The sequence below is a fragment of the Candidatus Thiopontia autotrophica genome (genome assembly GCF_982804495.1).
The window spans coordinates 1-22,505 of the sequence record NZ_CEYDPX010000005.1; the positions used below are offsets into that span (position 1 = coordinate 1).

General features: G+C 50.3%; 21 protein-coding genes. 13 read left to right on the forward strand and 8 right to left on the reverse strand.

Annotated elements, in window-relative coordinates; translation table 11 throughout:
• Positions 1-16: 16 nt before the first annotated feature.
• The 6 genes from AC3ZFK_RS02800 to AC3ZFK_RS02825 form a co-directional block, all read right to left on the reverse strand.
• Positions 17-256 (reverse strand): CDGSH iron-sulfur domain-containing protein, encoded by a 240-nt coding sequence (locus tag AC3ZFK_RS02800; protein WP_487506295.1) that lies wholly within the window; start codon positions 254-256, stop codon positions 17-19.
• 564 nt (positions 257-820) lie between these two features.
• Positions 821-1,576 (reverse strand): YciK family oxidoreductase, encoded by a 756-nt coding sequence (locus AC3ZFK_RS02805; protein ID WP_487506296.1) that lies wholly within the window; start codon positions 1,574-1,576, stop codon positions 821-823.
• Positions 1,577-1,585: 9 nt separating this feature from the next.
• Positions 1,586-2,893, reverse strand: coding sequence for a DNA recombination protein RmuC (locus AC3ZFK_RS02810; RefSeq protein WP_487506297.1), 1,308 nt, complete (start codon positions 2,891-2,893; stop codon positions 1,586-1,588).
• A complete protein-coding gene (locus AC3ZFK_RS02815; RefSeq protein WP_487506298.1) occupies positions 2,890-3,543 on the reverse strand; it encodes an HAD family hydrolase in 654 nt (217 codons plus the stop codon). Before AC3ZFK_RS02815 ends, AC3ZFK_RS02810 begins: the two co-directional genes overlap by 4 nt.
• Positions 3,540-4,256 carry a bifunctional 2-polyprenyl-6-hydroxyphenol methylase/3-demethylubiquinol 3-O-methyltransferase UbiG gene (ubiG, locus tag AC3ZFK_RS02820; RefSeq protein ID WP_487506299.1) on the reverse strand — a complete coding sequence of 239 codons (717 nt, stop codon included), beginning with the start codon at positions 4,254-4,256 and terminating at the stop codon, positions 3,540-3,542. Before ubiG ends, AC3ZFK_RS02815 begins: the two co-directional genes overlap by 4 nt.
• A complete protein-coding gene (locus AC3ZFK_RS02825) occupies positions 4,253-5,566 on the reverse strand; it encodes a TRZ/ATZ family hydrolase (protein ID WP_487506300.1) in 1,314 nt (437 codons plus the stop codon). Before AC3ZFK_RS02825 ends, ubiG begins: the two co-directional genes overlap by 4 nt.
• Positions 5,567-5,619: 53 nt before the next feature.
• On the opposite strand from AC3ZFK_RS02825, the gene mtnA reads away from it, so the two are divergent.
• From mtnA to AC3ZFK_RS02860, 7 genes are all read left to right on the forward strand, one after another.
• Complete coding sequence (gene mtnA / locus AC3ZFK_RS02830) at positions 5,620-6,663, forward strand: S-methyl-5-thioribose-1-phosphate isomerase (protein WP_489433719.1); 1,044 nt, start codon at positions 5,620-5,622, stop codon at positions 6,661-6,663.
• Between the two features lie 82 nt (positions 6,664-6,745).
• A complete protein-coding gene (gyrA, locus tag AC3ZFK_RS02835; protein ID WP_487506302.1) occupies positions 6,746-9,313 on the forward strand; it encodes a DNA gyrase subunit A in 2,568 nt (855 codons plus the stop codon).
• Between the two features lie 50 nt (positions 9,314-9,363).
• Positions 9,364-10,446 (forward strand): 3-phosphoserine/phosphohydroxythreonine transaminase, encoded by a 1,083-nt coding sequence (gene serC, locus AC3ZFK_RS02840; protein ID WP_487506303.1) that lies wholly within the window; start codon positions 9,364-9,366, stop codon positions 10,444-10,446.
• 3 nt (positions 10,447-10,449) lie between these two features.
• Positions 10,450-11,610 (forward strand): phosphoglycerate dehydrogenase, encoded by a 1,161-nt coding sequence (locus tag AC3ZFK_RS02845; protein ID WP_487506304.1) that lies wholly within the window; start codon positions 10,450-10,452, stop codon positions 11,608-11,610.
• Between the two features lie 15 nt (positions 11,611-11,625).
• Positions 11,626-12,723: a prephenate dehydratase gene (gene pheA / locus AC3ZFK_RS02850; protein WP_487506305.1), complete on the forward strand. Its 1,098-nt coding sequence runs from the start codon at positions 11,626-11,628 to the stop codon at positions 12,721-12,723.
• Positions 12,724-12,734: 11 nt separating this feature from the next.
• Entirely contained in the window at positions 12,735-13,853 is a 1,119-nt protein-coding gene (gene hisC / locus AC3ZFK_RS02855) for a histidinol-phosphate transaminase (protein WP_487506306.1), read from the forward strand.
• On the forward strand, positions 13,850-14,707 hold the full coding sequence (locus tag AC3ZFK_RS02860; RefSeq protein ID WP_487506307.1) for a prephenate dehydrogenase: 858 nt from the start codon (positions 13,850-13,852) through the stop codon (positions 14,705-14,707). The genes hisC and AC3ZFK_RS02860 overlap by 4 nt, the downstream gene beginning before the upstream one ends.
• Before the next feature lie 94 nt (positions 14,708-14,801).
• On the opposite strand, the gene AC3ZFK_RS02865 is transcribed toward AC3ZFK_RS02860, so the two are convergent.
• Positions 14,802-15,920, reverse strand: a complete 1,119-nt coding sequence (locus AC3ZFK_RS02865) for a Fic family protein (RefSeq protein WP_487506308.1) — start codon at positions 15,918-15,920, stop codon at positions 14,802-14,804.
• 186 nt (positions 15,921-16,106) lie between these two features.
• Here AC3ZFK_RS02865 and aroA point away from each other — a divergent pair, with 186 nt between their 5' ends.
• From aroA to lapB, 6 genes are all read left to right on the forward strand, one after another.
• Positions 16,107-17,417 (forward strand): 3-phosphoshikimate 1-carboxyvinyltransferase, encoded by a 1,311-nt coding sequence (gene aroA, locus AC3ZFK_RS02870; RefSeq protein WP_487506309.1) that lies wholly within the window; start codon positions 16,107-16,109, stop codon positions 17,415-17,417.
• Positions 17,414-18,106 carry a (d)CMP kinase gene (gene cmk / locus AC3ZFK_RS02875; protein WP_487506310.1) on the forward strand — a complete coding sequence of 231 codons (693 nt, stop codon included), beginning with the start codon at positions 17,414-17,416 and terminating at the stop codon, positions 18,104-18,106. Before aroA ends, cmk begins: the two co-directional genes overlap by 4 nt.
• Before the next feature lie 182 nt (positions 18,107-18,288).
• On the forward strand, positions 18,289-19,971 hold the full coding sequence (gene rpsA, locus AC3ZFK_RS02880; protein ID WP_487506311.1) for a 30S ribosomal protein S1: 1,683 nt from the start codon (positions 18,289-18,291) through the stop codon (positions 19,969-19,971).
• A 110-nt stretch (positions 19,972-20,081) separates the two neighbouring features.
• Positions 20,082-20,378, forward strand: coding sequence for an integration host factor subunit beta (locus AC3ZFK_RS02885; RefSeq protein WP_487506312.1), 297 nt, complete (start codon positions 20,082-20,084; stop codon positions 20,376-20,378).
• Positions 20,379-20,402: 24 nt separating this feature from the next.
• The gene (locus AC3ZFK_RS02890; RefSeq protein WP_487506313.1) at positions 20,403-20,642 is read left to right on the forward strand and encodes a LapA family protein; all 240 of its coding nucleotides are present in this window, start codon (positions 20,403-20,405) and stop codon (positions 20,640-20,642) included.
• Complete coding sequence (gene lapB / locus AC3ZFK_RS02895; protein ID WP_487506314.1) at positions 20,639-21,817, forward strand: lipopolysaccharide assembly protein LapB; 1,179 nt, start codon at positions 20,639-20,641, stop codon at positions 21,815-21,817. Before AC3ZFK_RS02890 ends, lapB begins: the two co-directional genes overlap by 4 nt.
• Here lapB and pyrF read toward each other — a convergent pair.
• Positions 21,806-22,504 (reverse strand): orotidine-5'-phosphate decarboxylase, encoded by a 699-nt coding sequence (gene pyrF, locus AC3ZFK_RS02900; RefSeq protein ID WP_487506315.1) that lies wholly within the window; start codon positions 22,502-22,504, stop codon positions 21,806-21,808. The genes lapB and pyrF overlap by 12 nt on opposite strands.
• Between the last annotated feature and the right edge of the window lies 1 nt (position 22,505).

Genomic DNA, 22,505 nt, shown 5'->3' on the forward strand with positions numbered 1-22,505 from the left:
CTATAAAATATGCTGGTTAGGGCTCTATTTTTTCATGGCTTCCATCACAATATGGGGCTGTTTTTGTCTCTCCACAGCCACAAAGTGCCACATCACTATCTTTGGTGATCTCAAATTCGACAGGTGTGAAACCACCGGCAATCTTCTCGTGTGAACCGTCACAATAAGGAGGTGTTTTTGTATGTCCACAACTACACCAATAGTAGGTGCCAGGTTTTAGAGCCGCCTGACACGGTTTGTTGGTTCTGTTCCCCATAACTGAACTCCTTTTTTATCCATGGTTGATACAGCAAGGTTATCACAATTCAGGCAGTTTTCAGGGTGATCAATACCGATTAACGGGATATACAAGACAATATCCGGCCGGCCTGGAGATGTGGCTTGACAGGGTGCGGGGGGGGGGGTAGCATCTTGGTAGCTCAAGGAACATAGATACTTCTCATGAGTTTGAGTGTAGCCAGCAACCCACCTCCTCCTCGGTGTTGCTGGCTTTTTTATGGCCATGAGGATCGTGGTCGTGTACTGCAGTTTTTGAAGTAGCTCACCTTTTTCATAAATTAGGTGTCTGTCTCTCCGCTCTCGTAGCGCAGACCGAGGAGGAGGTGGCTGGCTAGTCATCAACCGAAGAGACAGACAAAACTTTCATAAAAAAGCCACAGATCACCTGAGTGTCTGTGGCAATAGCTATAACCACCAAAGGAGGAGTATGTAGGTTATAGATAGATTGGAGTGTCTCTAGTCACTCGACAATCTGTGTACTATATTAGCTAATTCTTATTAAGTTGTCAACCGAAAGTTTGCAAAAAGCGGAAAATATCAATTATTCGTTATCGGTTATCCAGGAATCAAGACGTTGTCCCGTCACTCCGTTGCTGTCTGGACCCATCAGGTATAGATAGGCTCCCATTAGCTCCTCTGGTTTTGGGTTATTGTTTGGGTTCTCACCGGGAAATGCCTTGGCCCTCATTACGGTTCTGGCAACTCCGGGATCAATGGTGTTTACTCTGATCTCGTCCTGTTCCAGCTCATCAGCAAGGATCTGACTCATCCCCTCGTTGGCAAATTTTGATGCTGCGTATGCTCCCCAATATGCGCGACCAGTTTTTCCCACCCCGGAGCTGGTGAATATTATGGATGCATCATTGGACTCTCTGAGTAGCGGTAATGAGTGTTTGGTCAGAAGAAATTCTGCCGTAACATTAACCTGAAATACTCTCTCCCACTGTTTGAGGGTGAAGTGTTCGATAGGGCTGAGGTCACCAAGGTGGGCAGCGTTATGGAGTAGTCCATCAAGTTTGCCAATCTCCTGGCCAATACCTCTGGCAAGTCCTTTGAAGTCGTCCTCTGTGGCCTGGGCAAAGTCAATCTGAAAGATGTATGGCTGTGGGTCTCCCGCCGATACAATGGCGTCATAGGTATCTTCCAGGCGAAACAGGGTGCGTCCTACAAGCAGGACAGTTGCACCATGGGCGGCAAACGTTTCTGCAGCAGCGCGACCAATACCATCTCCTGCTCCGGTAACAAGAATGGTGCGGCCATCCAGCAGGTCAGGTTTTGGGGTGTAGTTCTTGTCCATAATGGCGCGTTATTCTACCTGATTCCCTGTTTGCTCCTCGGGATTCTTCTGCTCCTCTTCAAGAAGTTTTGGTGATCGTGCCAGTTTCTCAATCTGGGCAGGTTCGGTTATCTCTTTTTTGGGGTGAATTCCCATCTCTATAAAACGGCGAGCACTGGAAAACAGGTTTCGATCCAGTGAGCCAACCGCCTTGTTGAATGCATCAATACTGCCATCAAGATTTTTTCCAACTTTTGCAAGGTGGCCACTGAATACGGCAAGGCGATCATAGAGCTGTACCCCTACTTCCCTGATGGTTTCAGCGTTTCTGGCGACCTCTTGTTGCCTCCAGCCAAAGGATATTGCACGAAGCAGGGCAACCAGGCTGGTTGGGGTGGCAAGAATCACCTTCTCCTTGAGGGCATCTTCCAGCAGGGTGTGGTCCCGCTCCAGGGCACTACTGAGAAATTGATCCCCGGGAATAAAGAGGACTACAAAATCGGGACTCTCGTCAAATTGCGACCAGTAGCTTTTGGCTGCCAGCTCCTTGATCCGTTTGCGCACATTTCTGGTGTGGCGCCCCAGCTCTTGATCACGCTCCGCATCTGTGGCGGCCTCGGTTGCATTTATGTATGCATCCAGTGGGGTTTTGGCATCAACAATAATGGCTCGATGATCGGGCAGATGGATGACCATGTCTGGACGGAGTATGCCATCCTCTCCATCGATCTGCTCCTGCTCTATAAAGTCTGCATGTTCAACCATTCCTGCCAGCTCTGCCAGCCGTTTGAGGGTAAGTTCTCCCCACTGTCCACGAACCTCGGGGCGACGCAGGGCCTGAACCAGGTTGCGGGTCTCTTGCTGTAGCTGCTCCTGGGTCAGGGTTATGCTTTTTAGGTGTTGGGTGAGAGAGCCATACTGCTCTTTGCGCTCCTTCTCTATCTCACGCAGCTGTTTGTCACTCTTTTCCAGAGTCTCCTTGATTGGTTTCAGAAGGGTATCAATGGCCTGTTGACGCTGTTTTAGTTCACTATCCGATTGAGTGTGGTGTTTTGCCAGAGACTCCTCTGCCAGTTTAAGAAATGACTCGCTATTGTTCTTTAATGCTTTTGCAGTTAGATCATTAATTACCTGGTTCAGTTCATCGCGGTTTTTGCTGCGGGCGTGGCTTATCTTCTCCTCTACATGTTTCCGTTCACTATCCAGAACGGCCTCAAGTCTGGCATTCTCCGCACGTAGCTGCCTGTTTTCATCTCTATTGTGCTCTGCCTTGCGCCAGAGATAGAGGGAGACTGCAAGCAGGATGGCGAGGATTATGGTCAGGATGATTTCACTCATTGGGATAGCCAGTTCAGTATTTCAGACGGGTGGTCAATAATGCCATCAGCGCACCACTCTGTAATCTTGTCATCACTGCTGAGATAGCCAAAGCGTGCGGCAATTGTAGTCATCTCTGCCCTGTTTCCAGCCTCGATATCACGGCTGGCATCTCCAACATAGATGCACTGCTCTGGTGAGAGATTAAGTAACTCACAGGCATGGAGAAGTGGTTTTGGATGCGGTTTTGAGCTGTCTGTCGTATCTCCACTGATGATGCACGAGGCACGCTGAGAGAGCCCAAGTTGTTCGATCAGCGGATCGGTAAAGCGGGCAGGTTTGTTGGTGACAACCCCCCATGGAATATTCTGTCTGTCCAGATGCAGCAGAAGATCCTCCATTCCCCCCATAAGGGTGGTCTCACGAGCGATATTTTCACTATAGATGTTCAGTAGTTGTTGACGATGCGCCTCAAATATCTGCTCTTCCAGCTGGTCACCAAAACCAAGATATATGAGGGGAGCACTGCCATGGGAGGCCACCTCCCTGATGTCGGATAGCGGTAGTGGCTTCCTGTTGTTCTGGATTAGTACCTGATTCAGAGCATAGGCGAGATCAGGCGCAGTATCGGCAAGGGTGCCGTCAAGATCCAGGAGAACAGCTTTGATCATGAACTGCCGAGAGGACGGGCATGGGCAAAGTAGTTTACATCCACATTTTTACCCAGTGAGTAGGTCATGGTGAGTGGGTTGTAGCTCATGCCGGTAAGGTCATCCATGGAGAGGTCTACCGCGCGGGCCCACTGCTCCAGCTCTGCTGGCTTGATGAACTTGTCATGGTCATGAGTGCCCTTGGGGAGAAGGTTGAGAATATACTCTGCCCCTATTATGGCCATCATGTAGGATTTCAGGTTGCGGTTGATGGTGGAGAAGAAGAGGTGGCCATCGGCCTTTACCAGCCTGCTACAGGCATCCACAACGGAGGCAGGGTTGGGGACATGTTCCAGCATCTCCATGCAGGTGACTATGTCATAATTTCCTGGCTCTTTTTCTGCCAGCTCTTCCACTGTGATCTGTTGGTAATCAACATCCAGTTTTGACTCCAGCAGGTGCAGTCTTGCCACAGAGAGCGGAGCCTCTCCCATGTCAATACCGGTTACCGTCCCCCCAGCCCGAGCCATCCCCTCTGAGAGAATTCCGCCACCGCAGCCAACATCGAGAATTCGCATCCCATTGATTGGGGTGTAGCGCTCGATATAGTCCAGGCGCAGTGGATTTATCTCATGCAGTGGCTTGAATTCGCTGTCCCGGTCCCACCAGCGGTGAGCCAGGGCCTCAAATTTGGCAATCTCTTCACTATCTACATTGTCTGCAACAGTTGTCATTGATCTATTTTACCTTGCCACTCCATGGCTTGTTGTTTCAGTTTTTCCTGGTCCAGGGTGACCAGATCTCCGCCTCTTAGCAGGTGTTCTCCATTGACCCAAACCTCACGAACCTGGTTACGATTGGCAGAATATATCAGCTGGGAAGCGACATTGTATATGGGGTTAGTCTCCAGTGCACTGAGGTCAACGGCAATAAGGTCAGCCGCCTTTCCAGCAACTATGGAGCCGGTGATCTTTCCAAGCCCAAGTGCCTTGGCGCCATTCAGTGTTGCCATCTTTAGTGTCTGATGGGCAGACAGAGATGTGGGATCAAGGGAGACGCCTTTGGAGAGCAGGGCGGCAGTTCGTGCCTCACCCAGCATGTCCAGATCATTGTTGCTGGCGGCACTGTCTGTACCCAGTGCAACATTTACCCCTGCCTTCATCAATTTATCAACCGGGCAGAAACCACTGGCAAGCTTTAGATTTGATTCCGGGCAGTGGACTACACTGGCACCATACTCTGCAAGCAGCTTGATCTCGTCATCATTGAGCTGAGTCATGTGAACAGCAGTCAGTTGTGGCCCTAATAGCCCAAGATTGTGTAGCCGTTGCAGAGGTCTCATGCCAGATTGTTCAGTTGCCTCATCTACCTCATGGGCTGTCTCGTGAATATGCATGTGGATGGGTATGTCCAACTCCTCTGCAAGCATCTGAATTCTCTTCAGGGGTGCATCAGATACTGTGTATGGTGCATGTGGGGCAAATGCAGTATGAATATGTGGGGAGTTTCGATACTGGTCATGTATTTTAAGCCCTTTCTCAAGATATTCATCGGGGCCGTCACCCCAGGCAGTTGGAAAATCGATGACAATCAGGCCGATTACTGCACGAATACCGCATTGGGCAGCGCTGTTTGCAGTCACCTCGGGGAAGAAGTACATGTCATTGAAGCAGGTTGTGCCTCCACGCAGCATCTCTGCCATCGCCAGCTCACTGCCGTCACGTACAAAATCTTCACTTACCCATTTCTGTTCAGCCGGCCAGATATGTTCCTGGAGCCAGGTCATAAGTGGAAGATCATCAGCAATCCCTCGTAACAGGGACATCGCTGTATGAGTATGGGAATTGATCAGCCCCGGCATCAATACGTGTCTCTCCAGGTCAAAACTCTGGGTCGCACTGTATTTTGCGCGCGCCTGTTCGCTTGTTAGTAGCTCAAGTATTAACCCATCATGGATAGCAACCGCATGGTTCTCCAGAATGGTCTCATCAGGCTCAATGGGGATGATCCATTCTGCATGAATTAATGTATCAATAGCTTGCATCCGGGTAAGATTACGGCCTGGATAGAAAAATACAAGTCATAAGGAAGAAAGAGATGATGATGGATAGAAAGGAGTCACCAGCAATTCAGTGGGATGGGGGTCAGTTGATCTTGCTGGACCAGAGAATTCTGCCGCTGCAGGAGGAGTATATTCAGTATCAGGATGTAGATGAGGTTGCAGTAGCAATACGGGACATGGTGGTTCGAGGGGCGCCGGCAATCGGGGTAACAGCCGCCTATGGCGTGGTTCTGGCGACAAAAAATCGGCTCGCATCATCTGGAGAGAGATGGAGGGCGGATCTTGATAGTGATCTGAAGATGTTGGCACAGGCCAGACCTACGGCAATCAATCTGCACTGGGCGATTGAGCGTATGCGTCCTCTGCTTGATGGTGACAAGAATACCCTGGTTCAGTCACTGACTGCAGAGGCTGAGGCTATTCATCAGGAGGATATTGATGCCTGCAAAACAATGGGCGGGCTCGGTGCCGCCTATATCAACCCGGGAAGTGGGGTATTGACCCACTGTAATGCAGGGGCATTGGCAACTGGGGGTTACGGGACGGCACTGGGGGTTATCCGTTCGGCATGGAGCGAAAATCGCCTGCAGGCGGTGTTTGCGGATGAGACCAGACCCTGGCTGCAGGGGGCACGACTCACCGCCTGGGAGCTGCTACAGGATGATATACCGGTGTCTCTGTTGGCAGATGGCGCCTCATCCTGGCTGATGAAACATGGCAAGGTGGATTGGGTGGTGGTTGGCTCTGACAGAATTGCAGCTAATGGGGATGTTGCCAACAAGATTGGCACCTACGCAACTGCTATAGCAGCCCGCCACCACGGGGTTAAGTTCATGGTAGTTGCCCCAACCTCTACCATAGACAGGGATGTTGTCTCGGGTGATGAAATCCCGATAGAGGTACGTGAGGCCGAGGAGCTTTTTTCCTGTAGTGGGGGGCGCATGGCAGCGCAGGGAGCAGCCGGTTGGAACCCTGTTTTTGATGTGACCCCGGCTGAGTTGGTGGATGTGATTGTGACCGAGAGAGGGGTGGTGGAGAATCCCACAAGAGAGAAAATTGAGGCACTATTTTCCGCCTGATTCTGTTACAATTCACGGTTTGAAAAGAGCGGGATAAACCGTCTCTTTGTGGCTGTTCACAACTCATACCGTTTAATATTAAATGACTGAATTTGCAAAGGAAGTCCTCCCTGTAAACATCGAGGAGGAGATGCGGCAGTCGTACCTTGACTACGCCATGAGCGTGATTGTCGGGCGTGCGCTCCCAGATGCCAGAGATGGCCTTAAACCTGTCCATCGTCGAGTGCTCTATGCGATGCATGAGCTGGGGAATGACTGGAATAAATCCTACAAGAAATCGGCCCGCATTGTCGGTGACGTAATTGGTAAGTACCACCCTCATGGTGATACCGCGGTTTACGATACGATTGTCCGTATGGCGCAGCCATTCTCGCTACGTTACATGCTGGTTGATGGTCAGGGTAACTTCGGTTCGGTGGATGGTGACTCCGCTGCCGCAATGCGTTACACCGAGATCCGGATGTCAAAGATCGCCCATGATCTATTGGCTGACCTGGATAAGGAGACTGTCAATTTTACCCCCAACTACGATGAGAGTGAGCATGAGCCCTCCATCCTTCCGACCCGTCTGCCAAATCTACTGATCAACGGTTCTGAGGGAATTGCAGTAGGGATGGCAACCAAGATTCCTCCCCATAGTCTGACTGAGGTGGTTAGCGCAACAATAGCACTGGTTGATAATCCGGAGCTGGATATTGCTGGATTGATGGAGCATGTTCCTGGACCAGATTTCCCGACAGGGGCTATTATCAATGGGGTCAAGGGGATTCATGAGGCCTACAAGACGGGCCGTGGTCGTATATATTTGCGTGCGCGCACCCATATTGAGGGTGAAGAGGGGAAGAAGCAGACCCTGGTAGTTGATGAACTCCCATACCAAGTCAACAAGGCGAGACTGCTGGAGCGTATCGGTGAGCTGGTGCGCGAGAAGAAGTTGACCGGAATATCTGCCCTGCGTGACGAGTCCGATAAGGATGGCATGCGCATGGTGATTGAGCTGAAGAGGGGAGAGGTGGCGGACGTCGTTCGCAACAACCTCTTCAAGCAGACTGCTATGCAGAATGTCTTCGGCATCAATATGGTGGCGTTGGTTGATGGTCAGCCTCGTCTGATCAATCTGAAGCAGGCGCTTGAGGTGTTCATTCGTCACCGCCGCGAGGTAGTAACTCGTCGTACTATATTTGAGCTACGCAAGGCACGTGAGCGTGCCCACGTACTGGAGGGGTTGGCGATTGCGTTAACCAATATTGACCCTATTATTGCGCTGATCAAATCATCAGCAACACCAGCTGAAGCCAGAGAGAAGCTGGGATCGCAGGGGTGGCCGCCAGGAATCGTGGTGGAGATGCTGGATCGTGGCGATGCTGCAGATACCCGTCCCGAGGGGCTGGCTGATGGTTATGGTCTGATTGATGATCTATATCACCTCTCTCCAGTGCAGGTGCAGGCAATTCTTGATCTTAAACTTCACCGCCTTACCGGGCTGGAGAAGGAGAAAATTCTGGATGAGTACAGGGCCCTGCTGGAGAAGATTGGAGAGCTGCTCAATATCTTGCGCAATCCTGATCGCCTTATGGAGGTGATCCGTGAAGAGCTGGTAGAGATGCGGGACAAATATGGAGATGAGCGCAAGACCGAGATTGTGCAGACTCAGGTAGATCTCTCGTTGGAGGATCTGATTAGTGAGGAGGATGTAGTTGTTACTCTTTCTCATGGTGGCTACGTCAAGGCGCAACCGGTTGCAGATTATCGCGCACAGCGCCGAGGTGGTCGTGGCAAGACGGCGGCAGCGATAAAGGATGAGGACTTTGTTGACAAGCTGGTTGTTGCCAATACCCATGACACCATTCTCTGTTTCTCAACCAGAGGACGTCTCTATTGGTTGAAGGTGTATCAGTTACCGCAGGCTGGACGCACGGCTCGTGGAAAACCGATCAACAACCTGCTTCCGCTGGAGGATGGGGAGCGTATTACCGCATTCCTGCCAGTGAGGGAATATAGTGAAGACAAGTTCATATTCATGGCGGCCACAAGCGGTATTGTTAAAAAGACACCTCTGACCGCATTTTCACGCCCCAGAACTGCAGGCATCATTGCTGTAGAGCTGAGGGATGATGATGAGCTGGTTGGGGTAGAGCTGACTGGCGGGAGTAGTGACATTATGCTCTTTGCCAGCGGTGGCAAGGCGGTTCGTTTCCCTGAGTCGACAGTGCGGGCTATGGGACGTACAGCGCGCGGGGTCAAGGGAATGCGGCTCAATGTCGGTGAGCGCATTATCTCACTACTGGTTCCACAAAGGAGTCATGTTTTGACTGCAACCGAGCATGGGTTTGGCAAGCGCACCTCGCTGGAGGAGTACCCATGCAAGGGCAGGGGAACCAAAGGGGTGATCTCAATTCAGACGTCAGAACGAAATGGTGCTGTTGTAGGTGCGGTTCAGGTTGATGAGGGAGAGGAGATCATGATGATCTCCAGTGGCGGTGTGCTGGTTCGTACCCGTGTGTCCGAGGTCTCCGTTTTGGCGCGCAATACCCAGGGTGTAACCCTTATTCGTCTGGGAGATGATGAGAGGTTGGTCGGGATCGAGCGTGTTGAGGAGAGTGAGGTGGAAGAAGCGGAAGAGGCAGTAGAGAATAGTGAAGATGAGTAACGGCCGCCACCGGTGGCCACAATTGATGATATAGGCAAGGAAGATAGATAATGGCAAGAAGCTACAATTTTAGTGCAGGTCCGGCAATGCTGCCGACTGCAGTTATCGAGCGCGCACAACAGGAGATGCTGGAGTGGGGTGATGCAGGAATGTCAGTGATGGAGATGAGCCATCGCGGCAAAGATTACATGTCCATTGCAGAGAGGGCAGAGGCTAACCTGCGCGAGGTTATGGCAATTCCAGAAAACTACAAGGTGCTATTCCTGCAGGGTGGCGCATCCAGCCAGTTTGCAATGGTTCCACTGAATCTGTTGCGTGGCAGGGAGAGTGCTGATTACCTCAATACCGGAATGTGGTCAAAGAAGGCTGTTGCCGAGGCAGGCCGTTACTGTAGTGTGAATCTGGCAGCTGATACCTCAGAGGGTGGTTTCACGGCGGTTCCAACAGCGGAGTCATTAAAACTGAATGCCGATGCGGCATATGTCCACTACACTCCCAATGAGACTATTGGCGGTGTGGAGTTTGACTATGTTCCAGAGACTGGCGATGTGCCTCTGGTTGCAGATATGTCATCTACTATCCTCTCTCGCCCTATGGATGTATCAAAGTATGGAGTGATCTATGCTGGGGCACAGAAGAATATCGGCCCTGCAGGACTAACTATTGTGATTGTCCGTGAGGATCTGGTTGGCGAGACCCTGGGTGGTACCCCGGCGATGTTTGACTATGCGACCCACGTAAAGGCTGGCTCAATGTATAACACCCCACCAACCTACAGCTGGTATATGGCAGGTCTGGTCTTTGAGTGGATCAAGGAGCAGGGTGGGCTGGCTACAATTGGAGAGATCAATGAGCGTAAGGCTGGAAAACTCTACGCCGCTATTGATGGTTCCGATTTCTATGGTAATCCGGTAGAGAAAAATGGTCGTTCATGGATGAATGTTCCGTTTACTCTGGCCGATGCGGAGCTGGATGGCGCATTCCTGAGTGGTGCTGCGGAGCGTGGCCTGGTCACTCTGAAGGGGCACCGTTCTGTTGGCGGCATGCGTGCCAGTATCTATAATGCAATGCCCGAGGCAGGTGTGGATGCACTTGTCGAGTACATGAAAGAGTTCGAGAAAGATCAGGGATAGACAATGAACAAGATTCTTACACTAAACAATATATCTGTGGCTGGGCTGGATCGTCTGCCACGTGACAACTATGAGGTTGCCTCCGAGATCCAGCATCCGGATGCAATCCTGCTGCGCTCCTACAAAATGCACGATATGGAGATCCCTGAGACCCTGAAAGCGGTTGGTCGTGCTGGTGCCGGGGTGAACAATATTCCGGTCGAGAAGATGACTGAGCATGGAATTCCGGTATTTAATGCCCCTGGTGCAAATGCCAATGCGGTAAAGGAGCTGGTGATCTCCAGCATGTTGATGGCAAGTCGTAATATTGCCCAGGCGTGGAATTATGCAAAGAATCTCGAAGGAGATGATGCCTCCATTGCCAAAAATGTCGAGGCAGGGAAGAAAAAATATGTCGGTTTTGAGCTGCCCGGACGTACCCTCGGGGTAATTGGTCTGGGTGCTATTGGGGTGCAGATTGCCAATGCGGCAATCTCGCTGGGAATGAAGGTTATCGGTTATGATCCATCAGTAACAATTCAGAGCGCATGGAATCTCTCCTCCGAAGCGGTTCGTGCCCACAGTGTGGACGAGCTTCTGACAGAGGCCGATTTCATCACTTTTCATGTTCCGTTGATTGATGCGACAAAGAACATGATCAACGAAGATCGCCTCAAGATCATGAAAGATGGCGTTGTGATAATGAACTTTGCCCGCGGCGGCATTGTTGATGATGCTGCTGTTCTGGAGGCCCTGGATTCTGGTAAGGTCTATGCGTATATTAATGACTTCCCTACCAATGAGAACAAGGATCATCCCCGAGTAGTCTGTCTGCCACATCTGGGAGCATCTACTGCAGAGGCAGAGGACAACTGTGCCATCATGGTTGCAGATCAGGTCAAGGACTACCTGGAGAATGGAAACATCACCAACTCGGTCAACTTCCCTGAGATGAAGATGCCACGGGCAGGTTCAGCGAGGATTGCAGTAGCGAACTCCAATGTTCCAAACATGGTGGGGCAGATAACCTCACTGTTGGCAGATGCTGGAATCAATATTGTTGATATGATGAACAAGTCGAGAGATGAGATCGCATACAACCTGCTTGATGTTGATGGAGATATGGATGATGTTGAGGAGAAGATTCGAGCTATTGAGGGGGTTTTGTCGGTTCGTATTATTTAACTGATTGGGGGCACAATGGACGGAGAGAAGAGACTCGGAGAGATTCGCCAGGAGATTGATCAACTGGATCAGCAGATTCAGCAGATGATCAGTCGACGAGCAGAGCTTGCCCAGGAGGTGGCGGAGGTAAAGTTGTCTGCAGAAGATTCGGCTGGAGGCACAGTTGATTTCTACCGGCCGGAGCGAGAGGCGCAGGTTCTATCTCTGGTGATGGAGCGTAACCAGGGGCCGTTGGGCGACGAGGAGATGGCGCGCCTCTTCCGTGAAATCATGTCCGCCTGTCTAGCTCTGGAGAAGCCGATGCGTATCGCCTTTCTTGGTCCAAGGGGAACCTTTACTCAGGCAGCGGCACTGAAACAGTTTGGTAAGTCAGTAACAACAGTTCCACTGGGAGCCATTCCTGATGTGTTTCATGATGTGGAATCTGGTGAGGCCAACTATGGTGTGGTCCCGGTGGAAAACTCTACCGAAGGGGTGATCACCCATACCCTCGACATGTTTATAAATTCACCACTGCAGATCAATGGTGAGGTGGAGCTTAGAATTCACCACCACCTTATGAGTCAGCTGGAAAATCTGGATGATGTAGTACGCATCTATTCGCATCAACAGTCTCTGGCACAGTGTCGGGACTGGCTGGAGGCGCACCTTTCCGGAGTTGAGCAGGTTCCGGTCTCCAGTAATGCAGAGGCTGCCCGTCTTGCATCAGAGGAGAAGGGGGCTGCAGCAATAGCAGGTGAGGTCGCCGCAGAGATCTATGAGCTTGGTATCTTGGCACACAATATCGAGGATGAGCCGGACAATACCACCCGTTTTCTGGTGATAGGAAAACAGTCTCCTCGCCCCAGCGGCAACGACAAGACATCTCTGCTGGTCTCTACCAGTAATCGCCCGGGAGCACTTTATGATTTGCTCTCGCCATTCTCGGAAAACGGGGTCTCAATGAGTAGAATCGAATCTCGCCCGTCACGTCGTGGCAATTGGGACTACCTCTTCTTTGTTGATCTTGAAGGGCACTCGGAGGATGAGAATGTAAAGGATGCCCTGGAAAAACTGGAATCCAATGCAACCATGTTCCGGGTTTTGGGGGCGTACCCCAAGGCTATCCTGTAACAGAGTTTACAATGGCCACTTGTGACATCCATGAATATGCCATGTCTGGAGTTCAGGGTATCAACCCATACCAGCCAGGCAAGCCAATCTCCACGCTGGCTCGTGAGATTGGAATGGATGAGTCTGCAATCATCAAGCTTGCATCCAACGAAAACCCGTTGGGGCCGTCTGCCAAGGTAACGGAGGCCGTCTCCAGCGTACTTGGCGAGCAGTCTCGTTACCCCGATGGCGGAGCTGTTGAGTTACGAGATCGACTGGCTCAGCACCATGAATGCAATCCTGCGCAGATAACTGTCGGTAATGGGTCTAATGATGTGTTGGATCTGATTGCCAGAACATTTCTTGGCGAGGGGCGTTCTGCGGTCATGTCTGAACACGCCTTTGCGGTCTATCCGCTCTCCACCCAGGCTGTTGGTGCCTCCTCGGTTGTAACCCCGGCAAAGGAGTGGGGACATGATCTGGATGCAATGGCTGGTGCTGTCAGGGACGATACTCGTGTTGTCTGGATAGCTAACCCCAATAATCCAACAGGCAGCTGGGTTGATAGTGATGCACTGCACAGCTTTTTATTACAGCTACCACAGGATGTGGTGGCGGTGGTTGATGAGGCCTATATAGAGTTTGTGGAAGATGATGATTATCCAGACAGCTCTCTCTGGCTGGGCCAATTTCCCAATCTGATAGTGACCCGTACATTCTCCAAGGCATATGGCCTGGCCGGCTACAGAATAGGTTATGCACTATCCAGTGAGACCATTGCTGATCTGCTAAACCGTGTGCGTCAGCCATTCAATGTGAATACTCTGGCCCAGGCGGCAGCAATGGCTGCTCTTGATGACCAGGACCATATTCAGCGGGGGGTTGAGTTGAATCGAATCGAGATGAGAAAGATGGAGCAGGGATTTGATCAGCTTGGTCTGAAATGGATTCCATCAGCAGGTAATTTTGTCTCGGTTGATATTGGACAGTCGGCAATGCCAGTTTTTGATGCCATGCAGAGAGAGGGAGTGATTGTGCGCCCTGTCGGTAACTATGGAATGGCTAACCATCTACGAATATCCATTGGCCTGCCTGACGAGAACAGTCGTTGCCTGCAGGTGTTGACCAAAATATTGAGGGGGCAGCAATGATCAAGCGTCTTGCACTGATTGGGGTTGGATTGATTGGGGGGTCACTGGTGCGCGCACTTCGCGGTCAGAATGTGGTGGCTGAGGTTGTTGGTTATGGAAGAGACCGGGAAAATCTGCAGCGGGCAGTTGAGTTGGGAGTTATTGATGAGATTGCGACAACTGTAGCCGATGCGGTAACGGGTGCAGATGTGGTTGTGGTTGCAACCCCACTTGGATCCATGCGCTCGGTCTTTGCAGAGATGGCTGATCACCTCTCATCTGAGGTGATAATTACTGATGTGGGGAGTGTAAAGGGTAGTGTTGTTGAGGATGCCAGAACCGTTTTTGGAGCTGTTCCTGTACGCTTTATCCCCGGCCACCCAATTGCAGGTACAGAGAGAAGCGGGGTAGAGGCGTCACTCACCGATCTATATCAAGATCGTCGAGTAATTCTTACCCCACTTGAGAATAGCGATCCTGAGGCACTTCGTGTTGTAACGGAAATGTGGCAGGCAACAGGTGCAGATGTTGTAGAGATGAACATTGAGCACCATGACAAGGTGCTGGCTGCAACCAGCCACCTCCCTCACCTGCTCGCCTACGCCCTGGTAGATTCACTTGCCAGGCAAGAGTCCCATAGCGAGATCTTCCGCTTTGCCGCAGGTGGATTTCGTGACTTCAGCCGCATTGCATCCAGCAACCCAACCATGTGGCGTGATATATCCCTGGCCAATAGAGAACACCTGTTACAGGCAATAGATCTATTTCAGGATGAGCTTGATCAGGTAAAGAGGATGGTCAGATCTGAAGATGGGGCATCACTACAGGAGCTGTTTTCACGTGCCAAACAGGCACGGGATGAACACTACGAATAGAAGAGGGAGCGGGTATAATCCGCGCAAATTAATAGCAGCAATTACGGTGACAGTTTACTGAATACACTTAATTCACCACCTTCGGGCCATGTTTCTACGGCCTCAAGGCGCGTCCCGTAGAAAAGGGTGCCAACTGATACCTGGAGTTTCTGCCTCCACCTGGCAACTGCTCGATGGCCCCTGTTTTTAACAGTGCAGAGAGGTCACGATAAGCTGTCGCTCTGGAGCAGTGACAGATAGTCTCGTACTTTTTAGTACTTATGCCTCCCTCAAAACCTTTCGTCCCTTCGGCAAATACTCGATTGATCATTTTGATCTGCCTCTTGTTTAGATCAGTTTTATGCCTCTCCCAGAACCGTGCTTTTCCCAAAACAAAATCAACCTCTGTTTTGGCAATATCTTGAGCACTGTTAATTTCAGAGATAAAAAATTCAATCCATTCATTTAGATTGAGGTTGCCGCATGATATTTTTTGCAACTGTGAATAATACTCTTTACGGTTATGTTCTATGGCCGTTGCAAGACAGGCGAGTGTTGACTGGTTAAGAGATTGAGAAAGTGCATGGTCGGCAATGGCCCTTCCAACACGCCCATTCCCATCATCAAAAGGGTGAATAATCTCAAACCATGCATGCGCAACCGCAGCCTGAATAGGCCCAGGAAGAGAGGTGCTATTGTACCAAGTGAGCATTACTGCCATCTCTTCGTAAATATGCTCTGCAGGCGGTGCCTCATAATAGACTCGCCTTTTACCATAATGACCGCCAACAATTTGCATCGGCTCGGGTGAATTACGATACATTCCGCGTGTGATTAGGCTTAGTGGTTGGTGTGTGATAACCATCGATTGCCATCTGCCGAGCAGTTCATCGCTCAATGGGCTATTCCATTCGTTTCTAACATCAACCATCAGAGCTGCTGCACCCACTGCTTTTGTATCTTTATGAGTGGGTGCGGTAGAGTCTTTCGCAATCAGTTGCATAATTGAAGAACGAACTGATTCACGATCTAGCATTTCACCCTCAATAGCACTGGTTTTAATGGCCTCAGAGAGCATTAAAGAGACGGTAGCATCAGTTTGATAACTAGCAGGCAATGCATCAACTGTTCCCATTAAACGGGCGGATTTAAGTTTAAAGTGTTCTATTTCCACACTAAAAGCACTTGAATCAAACTCAAAGTTGGGCCAGTTTTTATTTTGCCATGTCCACATGAAGCGATGATAATCATTATTCGCTTCAAAATCAACTTTAAAATGAAGCGAATAATAGCGCTATTCGCTTCAAAATGCCCTTGCCATAGGTGTCCGGTTGTGCGCATCCACGCATTGCGTAATACGATACATTAGATGGGGGAATGGGTATAATTCGCGCAAATTAATAGCAGGGTAATGAACAAGATGTCAGGTTTAAAATTCAAGGTGCAGCCAGGGGGCAGGTTGCAGGGGACAATCCGTGTTCCTGGGGACAAATCAATTTCTCACCGCTCAATCATGTTCGGTTCTCTGGCAGAGGGGACTACGGAAGTCTCCGGTTTTCTTCAGGGAGATGATAGTCTGGCCACCCTGAATGCATTTCGTCAGATGGGCGTTGAGATTGAGGGGCCAATCGATGGAAAAGTAACTATACATGGGGTTGGAATGGATGGGTTGACCAGGCCCGATGCCCCGCTTTATCTGGGTAATTCCGGTACATCCATGCGTCTGCTCTCGGGACTTCTTGCGGGACAGAAATTTGATGTAACCCTTGCTGGAGATGAATCTCTCTCGGGTCGTCCGATGGGGCGGGTTATAAATCCATTGGGAGAGATGGGGGCAGAGATCAGAAGTAATTCTGATGGTACAGCTCCTCTCCAGATCTCTGGCGGTGCAGAGCTGAAGGGTATCGATTACGAGATGCCAATGGCCAGTGCTCAGGTAAAATCATCACTCCTGCTTGCTGGTCTCTATGCCGATGGTGATACCTGCGTTACCGAGCCTGCCCCCACACGTGACCATACCGAGAGAATGCTCACCGGTTTTGGGGTGGAGGTAAAACGAGATAGCAACAAAGTATGCCTTAGTGGAGGCGGCTCACTGAAGGCAACCAAAGTGGATGTTCCGGCAGATATCTCCTCGGCGGCCTTCTTCCTGGTTGGGGCCTCAATTGCAGATGGGTCTGACTTGACCCTGCAGCATGTTGGGATGAATCCAACCAGGATCGGGGTGATCAATATCCTGAGAGAGATGGGGGCAAATATTGAGGTGTTGAATGAGAGGATTTCCGGTGGTGAGCCAGTGGCTGATCTTCGGGTTCAATCTGCACCACTTCATGGAATAGAGATTCCTGTGGATCAGGTTCCTCTGGCAATTGACGAGTTTCCGGTGCTATTTGTTGCTGCTGCCTGTGCTGATGGAGAGACAACTCTTACCGGGGCAGAGGAGCTGCGGGTCAAGGAGAGTGACCGGATACAGGTGATGGCAGATGGGCTAACTACTCTGGGGGTAGATGCCAGGCCAACTCCTGATGGAGTTGTGATTCAGGGTGGAAACATTGGTGGGGGGACTGTCTATTCGCACCATGACCACCGCATCTCAATGTCATTTGCAATGGCTGGGTTGCGGGCCACGGCACCAATCGAGATTGAGGGGTGTGACAACGTAAATACGTCTTTCCCCGGGTTTGCATCCCTGGCCTCTGGAGCAGGACTTCATATAGAGGAGGAGTTATGACCCGGAATGGTTCTGTAGTAACAATAGACGGCCCCGGTGGGGCGGGAAAGGGGACGATCTCACTGGCAGTTGCCGGTAGACTGGGATGGGATTACCTTGATAGCGGTGCCCTCTACCGTGTATTGGGGCTTGCGGCAATACGTAAACAGATTGCACTTGATGATGAAGATGCGCTGGCTGCTGAGGCGGCAGATCTGGGGGTATCCTTTGGGGCTGGAAGTTCCGGTCTTGGTGTGGAGGTATTGCTTGATGGAGAGGAGGTTACATCCGATATAAGAACGGAATCAGCAGGTGATGCAGCATCCAGAGTGGCAGCACTGCCGGCGGTACGTGAGGCACTGTTGAGGCGTCAGCGTGATTTTGAACGCCCCCCAGGGGTGGTGGCAGATGGCCGAGACATGGGGACCACAGTTTTTCCTGATGCGGCATTAAAAATTTTTCTTACGGCAAGTGCTGAAGAGCGTGCAAAAAGACGTTATAAGCAGTTGATCGAGAAGGGTGATAATGCTAATATTCGCGCCCTTCAAAGTGAGATTGAAGCGCGTGATCGCAGAGATTCAGAACGATCCACCTCTCCATTACGTCCTGCAGAAGATGCGGTGATATTGGATACAACAGAGATGGATATAGAGTCGGTGGTTGCCGCAGTAATGGGACTGGCTGCAGAGCAGGGTCTGGTTGCTGAGTAGATCTGCTCTGTTGTAACTGTGTAACGGTGGAAGACATCAATCAAATCAGGTGTTTTCTGTTTTATTAATGGGTTCTAAATAGCTCCGAATCTGGACGACTGAACCCCAACCGCTCTGTTGATGATGCTGAATGGAATTAGCTTGATCATCTTCTTGAGTAGATATTTTAGGAAAGAATTATTATGAGTGAGAATTTTGCCGAGCTTCTGGAAGAGAGCTTTCGTTCAACTGTCATGGAAAATGGCGAATTGGTCAGCGGTACTGTCATCGATGTTACTGATGAGGTAGTGCTGGTAAATGCCGGACTAAAAACCGAGGCAGCAATCCCGGCCGAACAGTTCCGTGGCCGTAATGGTGATATGGAAGTAGCTGTTGGCGACATTGTTGAGGTTGCACTTGAGTCTGTTGCAGATGGGTATGGTGAGACAATTCTCTCTCGTGAAAAAGCAAAACGCCAGGAGGCGTGGAATCGCTTGCAGACTGCGCTGGATGCTAATGAGACTGTTATTGGTGTAATTAGTGGCAAGGTTCGTGGCGGCTTCACTGTTGATCTGGACGATATCCGCGCATTTTTGCCGGGCTCTCTGGTTGATGTGCGCCCAGTTCGCGATACTGCATATCTTGAAGGCAAGGATCTGGAGTTCAAGGTTATTAAACTTGATCAGAAGCGCAACAATGTTGTGGTTTCACGTCGTGCAGTGGTTGAGGCAGAGTACAGCGCAGAGCGTGAGGAGCTGCTCAAGACTCTGGAAGAAGGTGTCAACATCAATGGTATCGTCAAGAATCTTACCGACTATGGTGCATTTATTGACCTGGGTGGTATTGATGGCCTGCTCCATATTACAGACATGGCATGGAAGCGTGTTCGTCATCCTTCAGAGATTGTTAATGTTGGTGAAGAGATCAGTGTGCAGGTTCTCCGTTATGACCGTGAACGTAGCCGTGTTTCACTTGGACTCAAGCAGATGGGTGAAGATCCATGGATGAATATTGCTCGTCGCTATCCTGCAGGTACTCGTGTCTTCGGCAAGATCACAAATATTGCTGATTACGGTTCATTTGTTGAGATCGAGGATGGTGTAGAAGGTCTGGTTCACACCTCAGAGATGGATTGGACCAACAAGAATATCCACCCATCCAAGGTTGTATCAATGGGTGATGAGGTCGAGGTTATGGTATTGGATATCGATGAGGAGCGTCGTCGCATCTCTCTCGGTATGAAGCAGTGTAAGGCCAATCCATGGGAGCTGTTTACTCTTACTCACAAGAAGGGTGATCGTATCGTTGGCAACATCAAGTCAATCACAGAGTTTGGAATCTTTATTGGTCTTGAGGGGGATATCGATGGCCTGGTTCACCTCTCTGATATCTCCTGGAATGAGAGTGGCGAGGATGTGATCCGCAACTTCTCCAAGGGTGATGAGGTTGAGACAGTTGTACTTGCAATTGATGCAGAACGTGAGCGCATCTCTCTGGGAATCAAGCAGTTGGAGCAGAATCCATTCTCCACTTATGTGGCAGAGAATCCAAGAGGCACTATTGTGACTGGTACAGTTGGTGAGGTTGATGCTCGTGGTGCGGTAATTGTATTGAATGAAGATGTAACTGGTTATCTGCGTGTATCCGAGATCTCAAAGGATCGTGTAGAGGATGCACGAACCAATTTGAGTGAAGGCGACGAGATCGAAGTCGCAATTCTCGGAGTTGACCGCAAGTCAAATACCTTGAATCTCTCTATCAAGCAGAAAGACTCGCTTGATGAAGAGAAGGCTATCAAGGATTACAATGAGGCCAATGCTGTAGAGGAGGAGGCGGCGGGATCAACCACAATTGGTGATCTCATTAAAGAGCAGATGGACTCGTAACAAGCGGTTTTTGTGTGACTCCAGTGTCAGGAAAGGGTACACTGGAGTCACATCATACAACCAATAATTAACAAGTTACGAGACTAGATAGGTAGTTTACGGGGAGAATTATGACAAAATCAGAACTGATTGAATCGTTGTACAAAAAACTTCCGCATCTGGCATATACCGATGTTGAGATGGCGGTAAAGACAATCATCGAATCAATGACTGACGCATTAGGATCTGGTGAGCGAATCGAGATTCGTGGCTTTGGGAGTTTCTCTCTTCACCACCGTCCAGCAAGAATGGGAAGAAATCCTAAAACCGGAGCATCGGTTGAGTTGCATGAGAAGTTTGTTCCCCACTTCAAACCTGGAAAGGATCTGCGTGAGCGGGTTAATGAGGCTTGGCTCAAGCAACAGTAGCAGTCCACCCATAGCAAGGGCTGTATGCGTTTCCTTACCCTGATTCTGTTCCTGCTGGTTGCCGGTTTCGGCACTCTGTTTGCCGTACTTAATGCGGCCCCAGTCTTGTTTGATTACTATCTTGGGCAGGGCGAGATTCCACTCTCTCTATTGTTAGTTATTGTCCTGGCCTCTGGCGTACTGCTGGGAGTTCTATCTGCACTGCCACTGATACTCTCTCTGCGTATTCGTCTTCGCAAGGCTGAGAAAAAAGCAGTAGAGTGAGTACTCTATTTCCATACCTTGGTTTCGCACTGTTGCCGCTTGCAGCAGCCTCTGGCTGGTGGTTTGCCAGAAAAGGTGGGGTACAGGCTACGGACCAGCGCTGTTCCACACTATCTACAGACTACTTTCGCGGCCTAAACTATCTGATTAATGAGGAGCAGGACCTGGCAATTGACCTCTTCTCCAAGCTGCTGGATGAGGATCCAAGCATGGTGGAGACACACCTGGCTCTGGGAACTCTGTTCCGCAGACAGGGTGATACCTCACAGGCCATCCATCTCCACAGCAACCTGATTAAAAGTGAGAACCTTAACGACGAACAACGCAGTCTTGCCCTGTTGGAGTTGGGGCGGGACTATATGAAAGCCGGTCTGCTTGATCGTGCAGAGCAACCATTTCTTGATCTGATAGATCTTGGCTTTTACAAGAGTGATGCCTACGAATGGTTGGTAATGATCTACCAGCAGGAAAAAGAGTGGGATCGTGCTATTGATATGTTGGACAGACAACAGAAAAAAGATGGAAACAGTGCTGCAACAATTGCCCAGTTCCTTTGTGAAAAAGCGGAAATTGCCCGTTCTGGAGGAGACCTGAATGAGGCGTTTCATCTGGTGGAGCAGGCTCTTAAGCGAGATCCACTGGCAGTTAGAGCTACCATGATCAGGGCAGAGATTCTTGCTCTTAGGGAGGAAAATGGAGCAGCTATTGAAGAGTACAAGAAAATTGAGCAGCAGAACGCCAGTTATATACCAAATATTATCCATCCACTGCTGAAACTTTATCGTCAGGATGGAGATCAGGAGGAGATTATCCGCTACCTTACCAATCTGTTGAAAAAGCATCCAAGCACCACGGTGTTGTTGGCAGCTGTTGAGCAGGTTCAATTGATGAGTGGTGATAGAAAGGCAGAGCTGTTTCTGGTAAACCAGTTGAAGAGCAAACCGTCCGTACGTGGTTTGGAGCGCCTGATTGAGCTGAATCTGAGACATGCCGAGGATGATCGTGCCAGAGAAGGGCTGTATGGTCTGCAGATGTTGACCAAGCAGCTACAGGAGGAGAAGCCAGAGTATCAGTGTAGCCACTGTGGTTTTCAGGCACACCACCTGCACTGGCAGTGCCCAGGGTGTAACAACTGGAATACCATTAAACCAATTGTCGGGGTATCAGGGGAGTAGGGTTGTGTTGATTGCGTGGAGTGCGGCAAGTGGATCTTCAGCAGCAGTAATCGGACGTCCAATGACTAGCCAGTTACTGCCAAGAGCAACAGCCTCTGCCGGTGTCATAACTCTTTTCTGATCACCACGCGCACTGCCGGCGGGGCGGATTCCTGGAGTAATCAGGCAGAAATCATCTCTCAGGGAGCCCCTTAATAGAGAGATCTCTCGTGGTGAGCAGACCACGCCATCCATTCCAGACTCCTCCGCAAGTGTGGCCAGGCGGAGTACCTGATTAGCAGGGTCAATATCCAGACCGGTTTCGGCAAGGTCTCCACGGTCCATGCTGGTAAGAACAGTTACCGCAATAAGTAGTGGTGCACTCTCCCTGCTGGAAAGAGCATCGCGTGCAGCTTCCATCATCTTGCGTCCACCAGATGCATGAACATTGACCATCCACACCCCAAGGTCAGCCGCTGCTCTGCAGGCACTGGCTACAGTATTTGGGATATCGTGATATTTAAGGTCAAGAAAAACATCAAACCCCATGGTTACCAACTGCTCTACACTCCTCGGGCCAGAGCGGGTAAAGAGCTCTTTGCCGACTTTGACTCTGCACTCTGCAGGGTCAAGTTGTCCTGCCAGATCCAGGGCCTTGCCAGCATCGGGAAAATCGAGTGCAACAACAACTTTTGACTGGTTTGCCATG

What these genes read in the sequence shown, in the direction of transcription:
- AC3ZFK_RS02800 (WP_487506295.1), bottom strand. Translation starts at nt 256, where the DNA reads ATGGGGAACAGAACCAACAAACCGTGTCAGGCGGCTCTAAAACCTGGC.
- AC3ZFK_RS02805 (WP_487506296.1), bottom strand. Translation starts at nt 1,576, where the DNA reads ATGGACAAGAACTACACCCCAAAACCTGACCTGCTGGATGGCCGCACC.
- AC3ZFK_RS02810 (WP_487506297.1), bottom strand. Translation starts at nt 2,893, where the DNA reads ATGAGTGAAATCATCCTGACCATAATCCTCGCCATCCTGCTTGCAGTC.
- AC3ZFK_RS02815 (WP_487506298.1), bottom strand. Translation starts at nt 3,543, where the DNA reads ATGATCAAAGCTGTTCTCCTGGATCTTGACGGCACCCTTGCCGATACT.
- ubiG (WP_487506299.1), bottom strand. Translation starts at nt 4,256, where the DNA reads ATGACAACTGTTGCAGACAATGTAGATAGTGAAGAGATTGCCAAATTT.
- AC3ZFK_RS02825 (WP_487506300.1), bottom strand. Translation starts at nt 5,566, where the DNA reads ATGCAAGCTATTGATACATTAATTCATGCAGAATGGATCATCCCCATT.
- mtnA (WP_489433719.1), top strand. Translation starts at nt 5,620, where the DNA reads ATGATGATGGATAGAAAGGAGTCACCAGCAATTCAGTGGGATGGGGGT.
- gyrA (WP_487506302.1), top strand. Translation starts at nt 6,746, where the DNA reads ATGACTGAATTTGCAAAGGAAGTCCTCCCTGTAAACATCGAGGAGGAG.
- serC (WP_487506303.1), top strand. Translation starts at nt 9,364, where the DNA reads ATGGCAAGAAGCTACAATTTTAGTGCAGGTCCGGCAATGCTGCCGACT.
- AC3ZFK_RS02845 (WP_487506304.1), top strand. Translation starts at nt 10,450, where the DNA reads ATGAACAAGATTCTTACACTAAACAATATATCTGTGGCTGGGCTGGAT.
- pheA (WP_487506305.1), top strand. Translation starts at nt 11,626, where the DNA reads ATGGACGGAGAGAAGAGACTCGGAGAGATTCGCCAGGAGATTGATCAA.
- hisC (WP_487506306.1), top strand. Translation starts at nt 12,735, where the DNA reads ATGGCCACTTGTGACATCCATGAATATGCCATGTCTGGAGTTCAGGGT.
- AC3ZFK_RS02860 (WP_487506307.1), top strand. Translation starts at nt 13,850, where the DNA reads ATGATCAAGCGTCTTGCACTGATTGGGGTTGGATTGATTGGGGGGTCA.
- AC3ZFK_RS02865 (WP_487506308.1), bottom strand. Translation starts at nt 15,920, where the DNA reads ATGTGGACATGGCAAAATAAAAACTGGCCCAACTTTGAGTTTGATTCA.
- aroA (WP_487506309.1), top strand. Translation starts at nt 16,107, where the DNA reads ATGTCAGGTTTAAAATTCAAGGTGCAGCCAGGGGGCAGGTTGCAGGGG.
- cmk (WP_487506310.1), top strand. Translation starts at nt 17,414, where the DNA reads ATGACCCGGAATGGTTCTGTAGTAACAATAGACGGCCCCGGTGGGGCG.
- rpsA (WP_487506311.1), top strand. Translation starts at nt 18,289, where the DNA reads ATGAGTGAGAATTTTGCCGAGCTTCTGGAAGAGAGCTTTCGTTCAACT.
- AC3ZFK_RS02885 (WP_487506312.1), top strand. Translation starts at nt 20,082, where the DNA reads ATGACAAAATCAGAACTGATTGAATCGTTGTACAAAAAACTTCCGCAT.
- AC3ZFK_RS02890 (WP_487506313.1), top strand. Translation starts at nt 20,403, where the DNA reads ATGCGTTTCCTTACCCTGATTCTGTTCCTGCTGGTTGCCGGTTTCGGC.
- pyrF (WP_487506315.1), bottom strand. Translation starts at nt 22,504, where the DNA reads ATGGCAAACCAGTCAAAAGTTGTTGTTGCACTCGATTTTCCCGATGCT.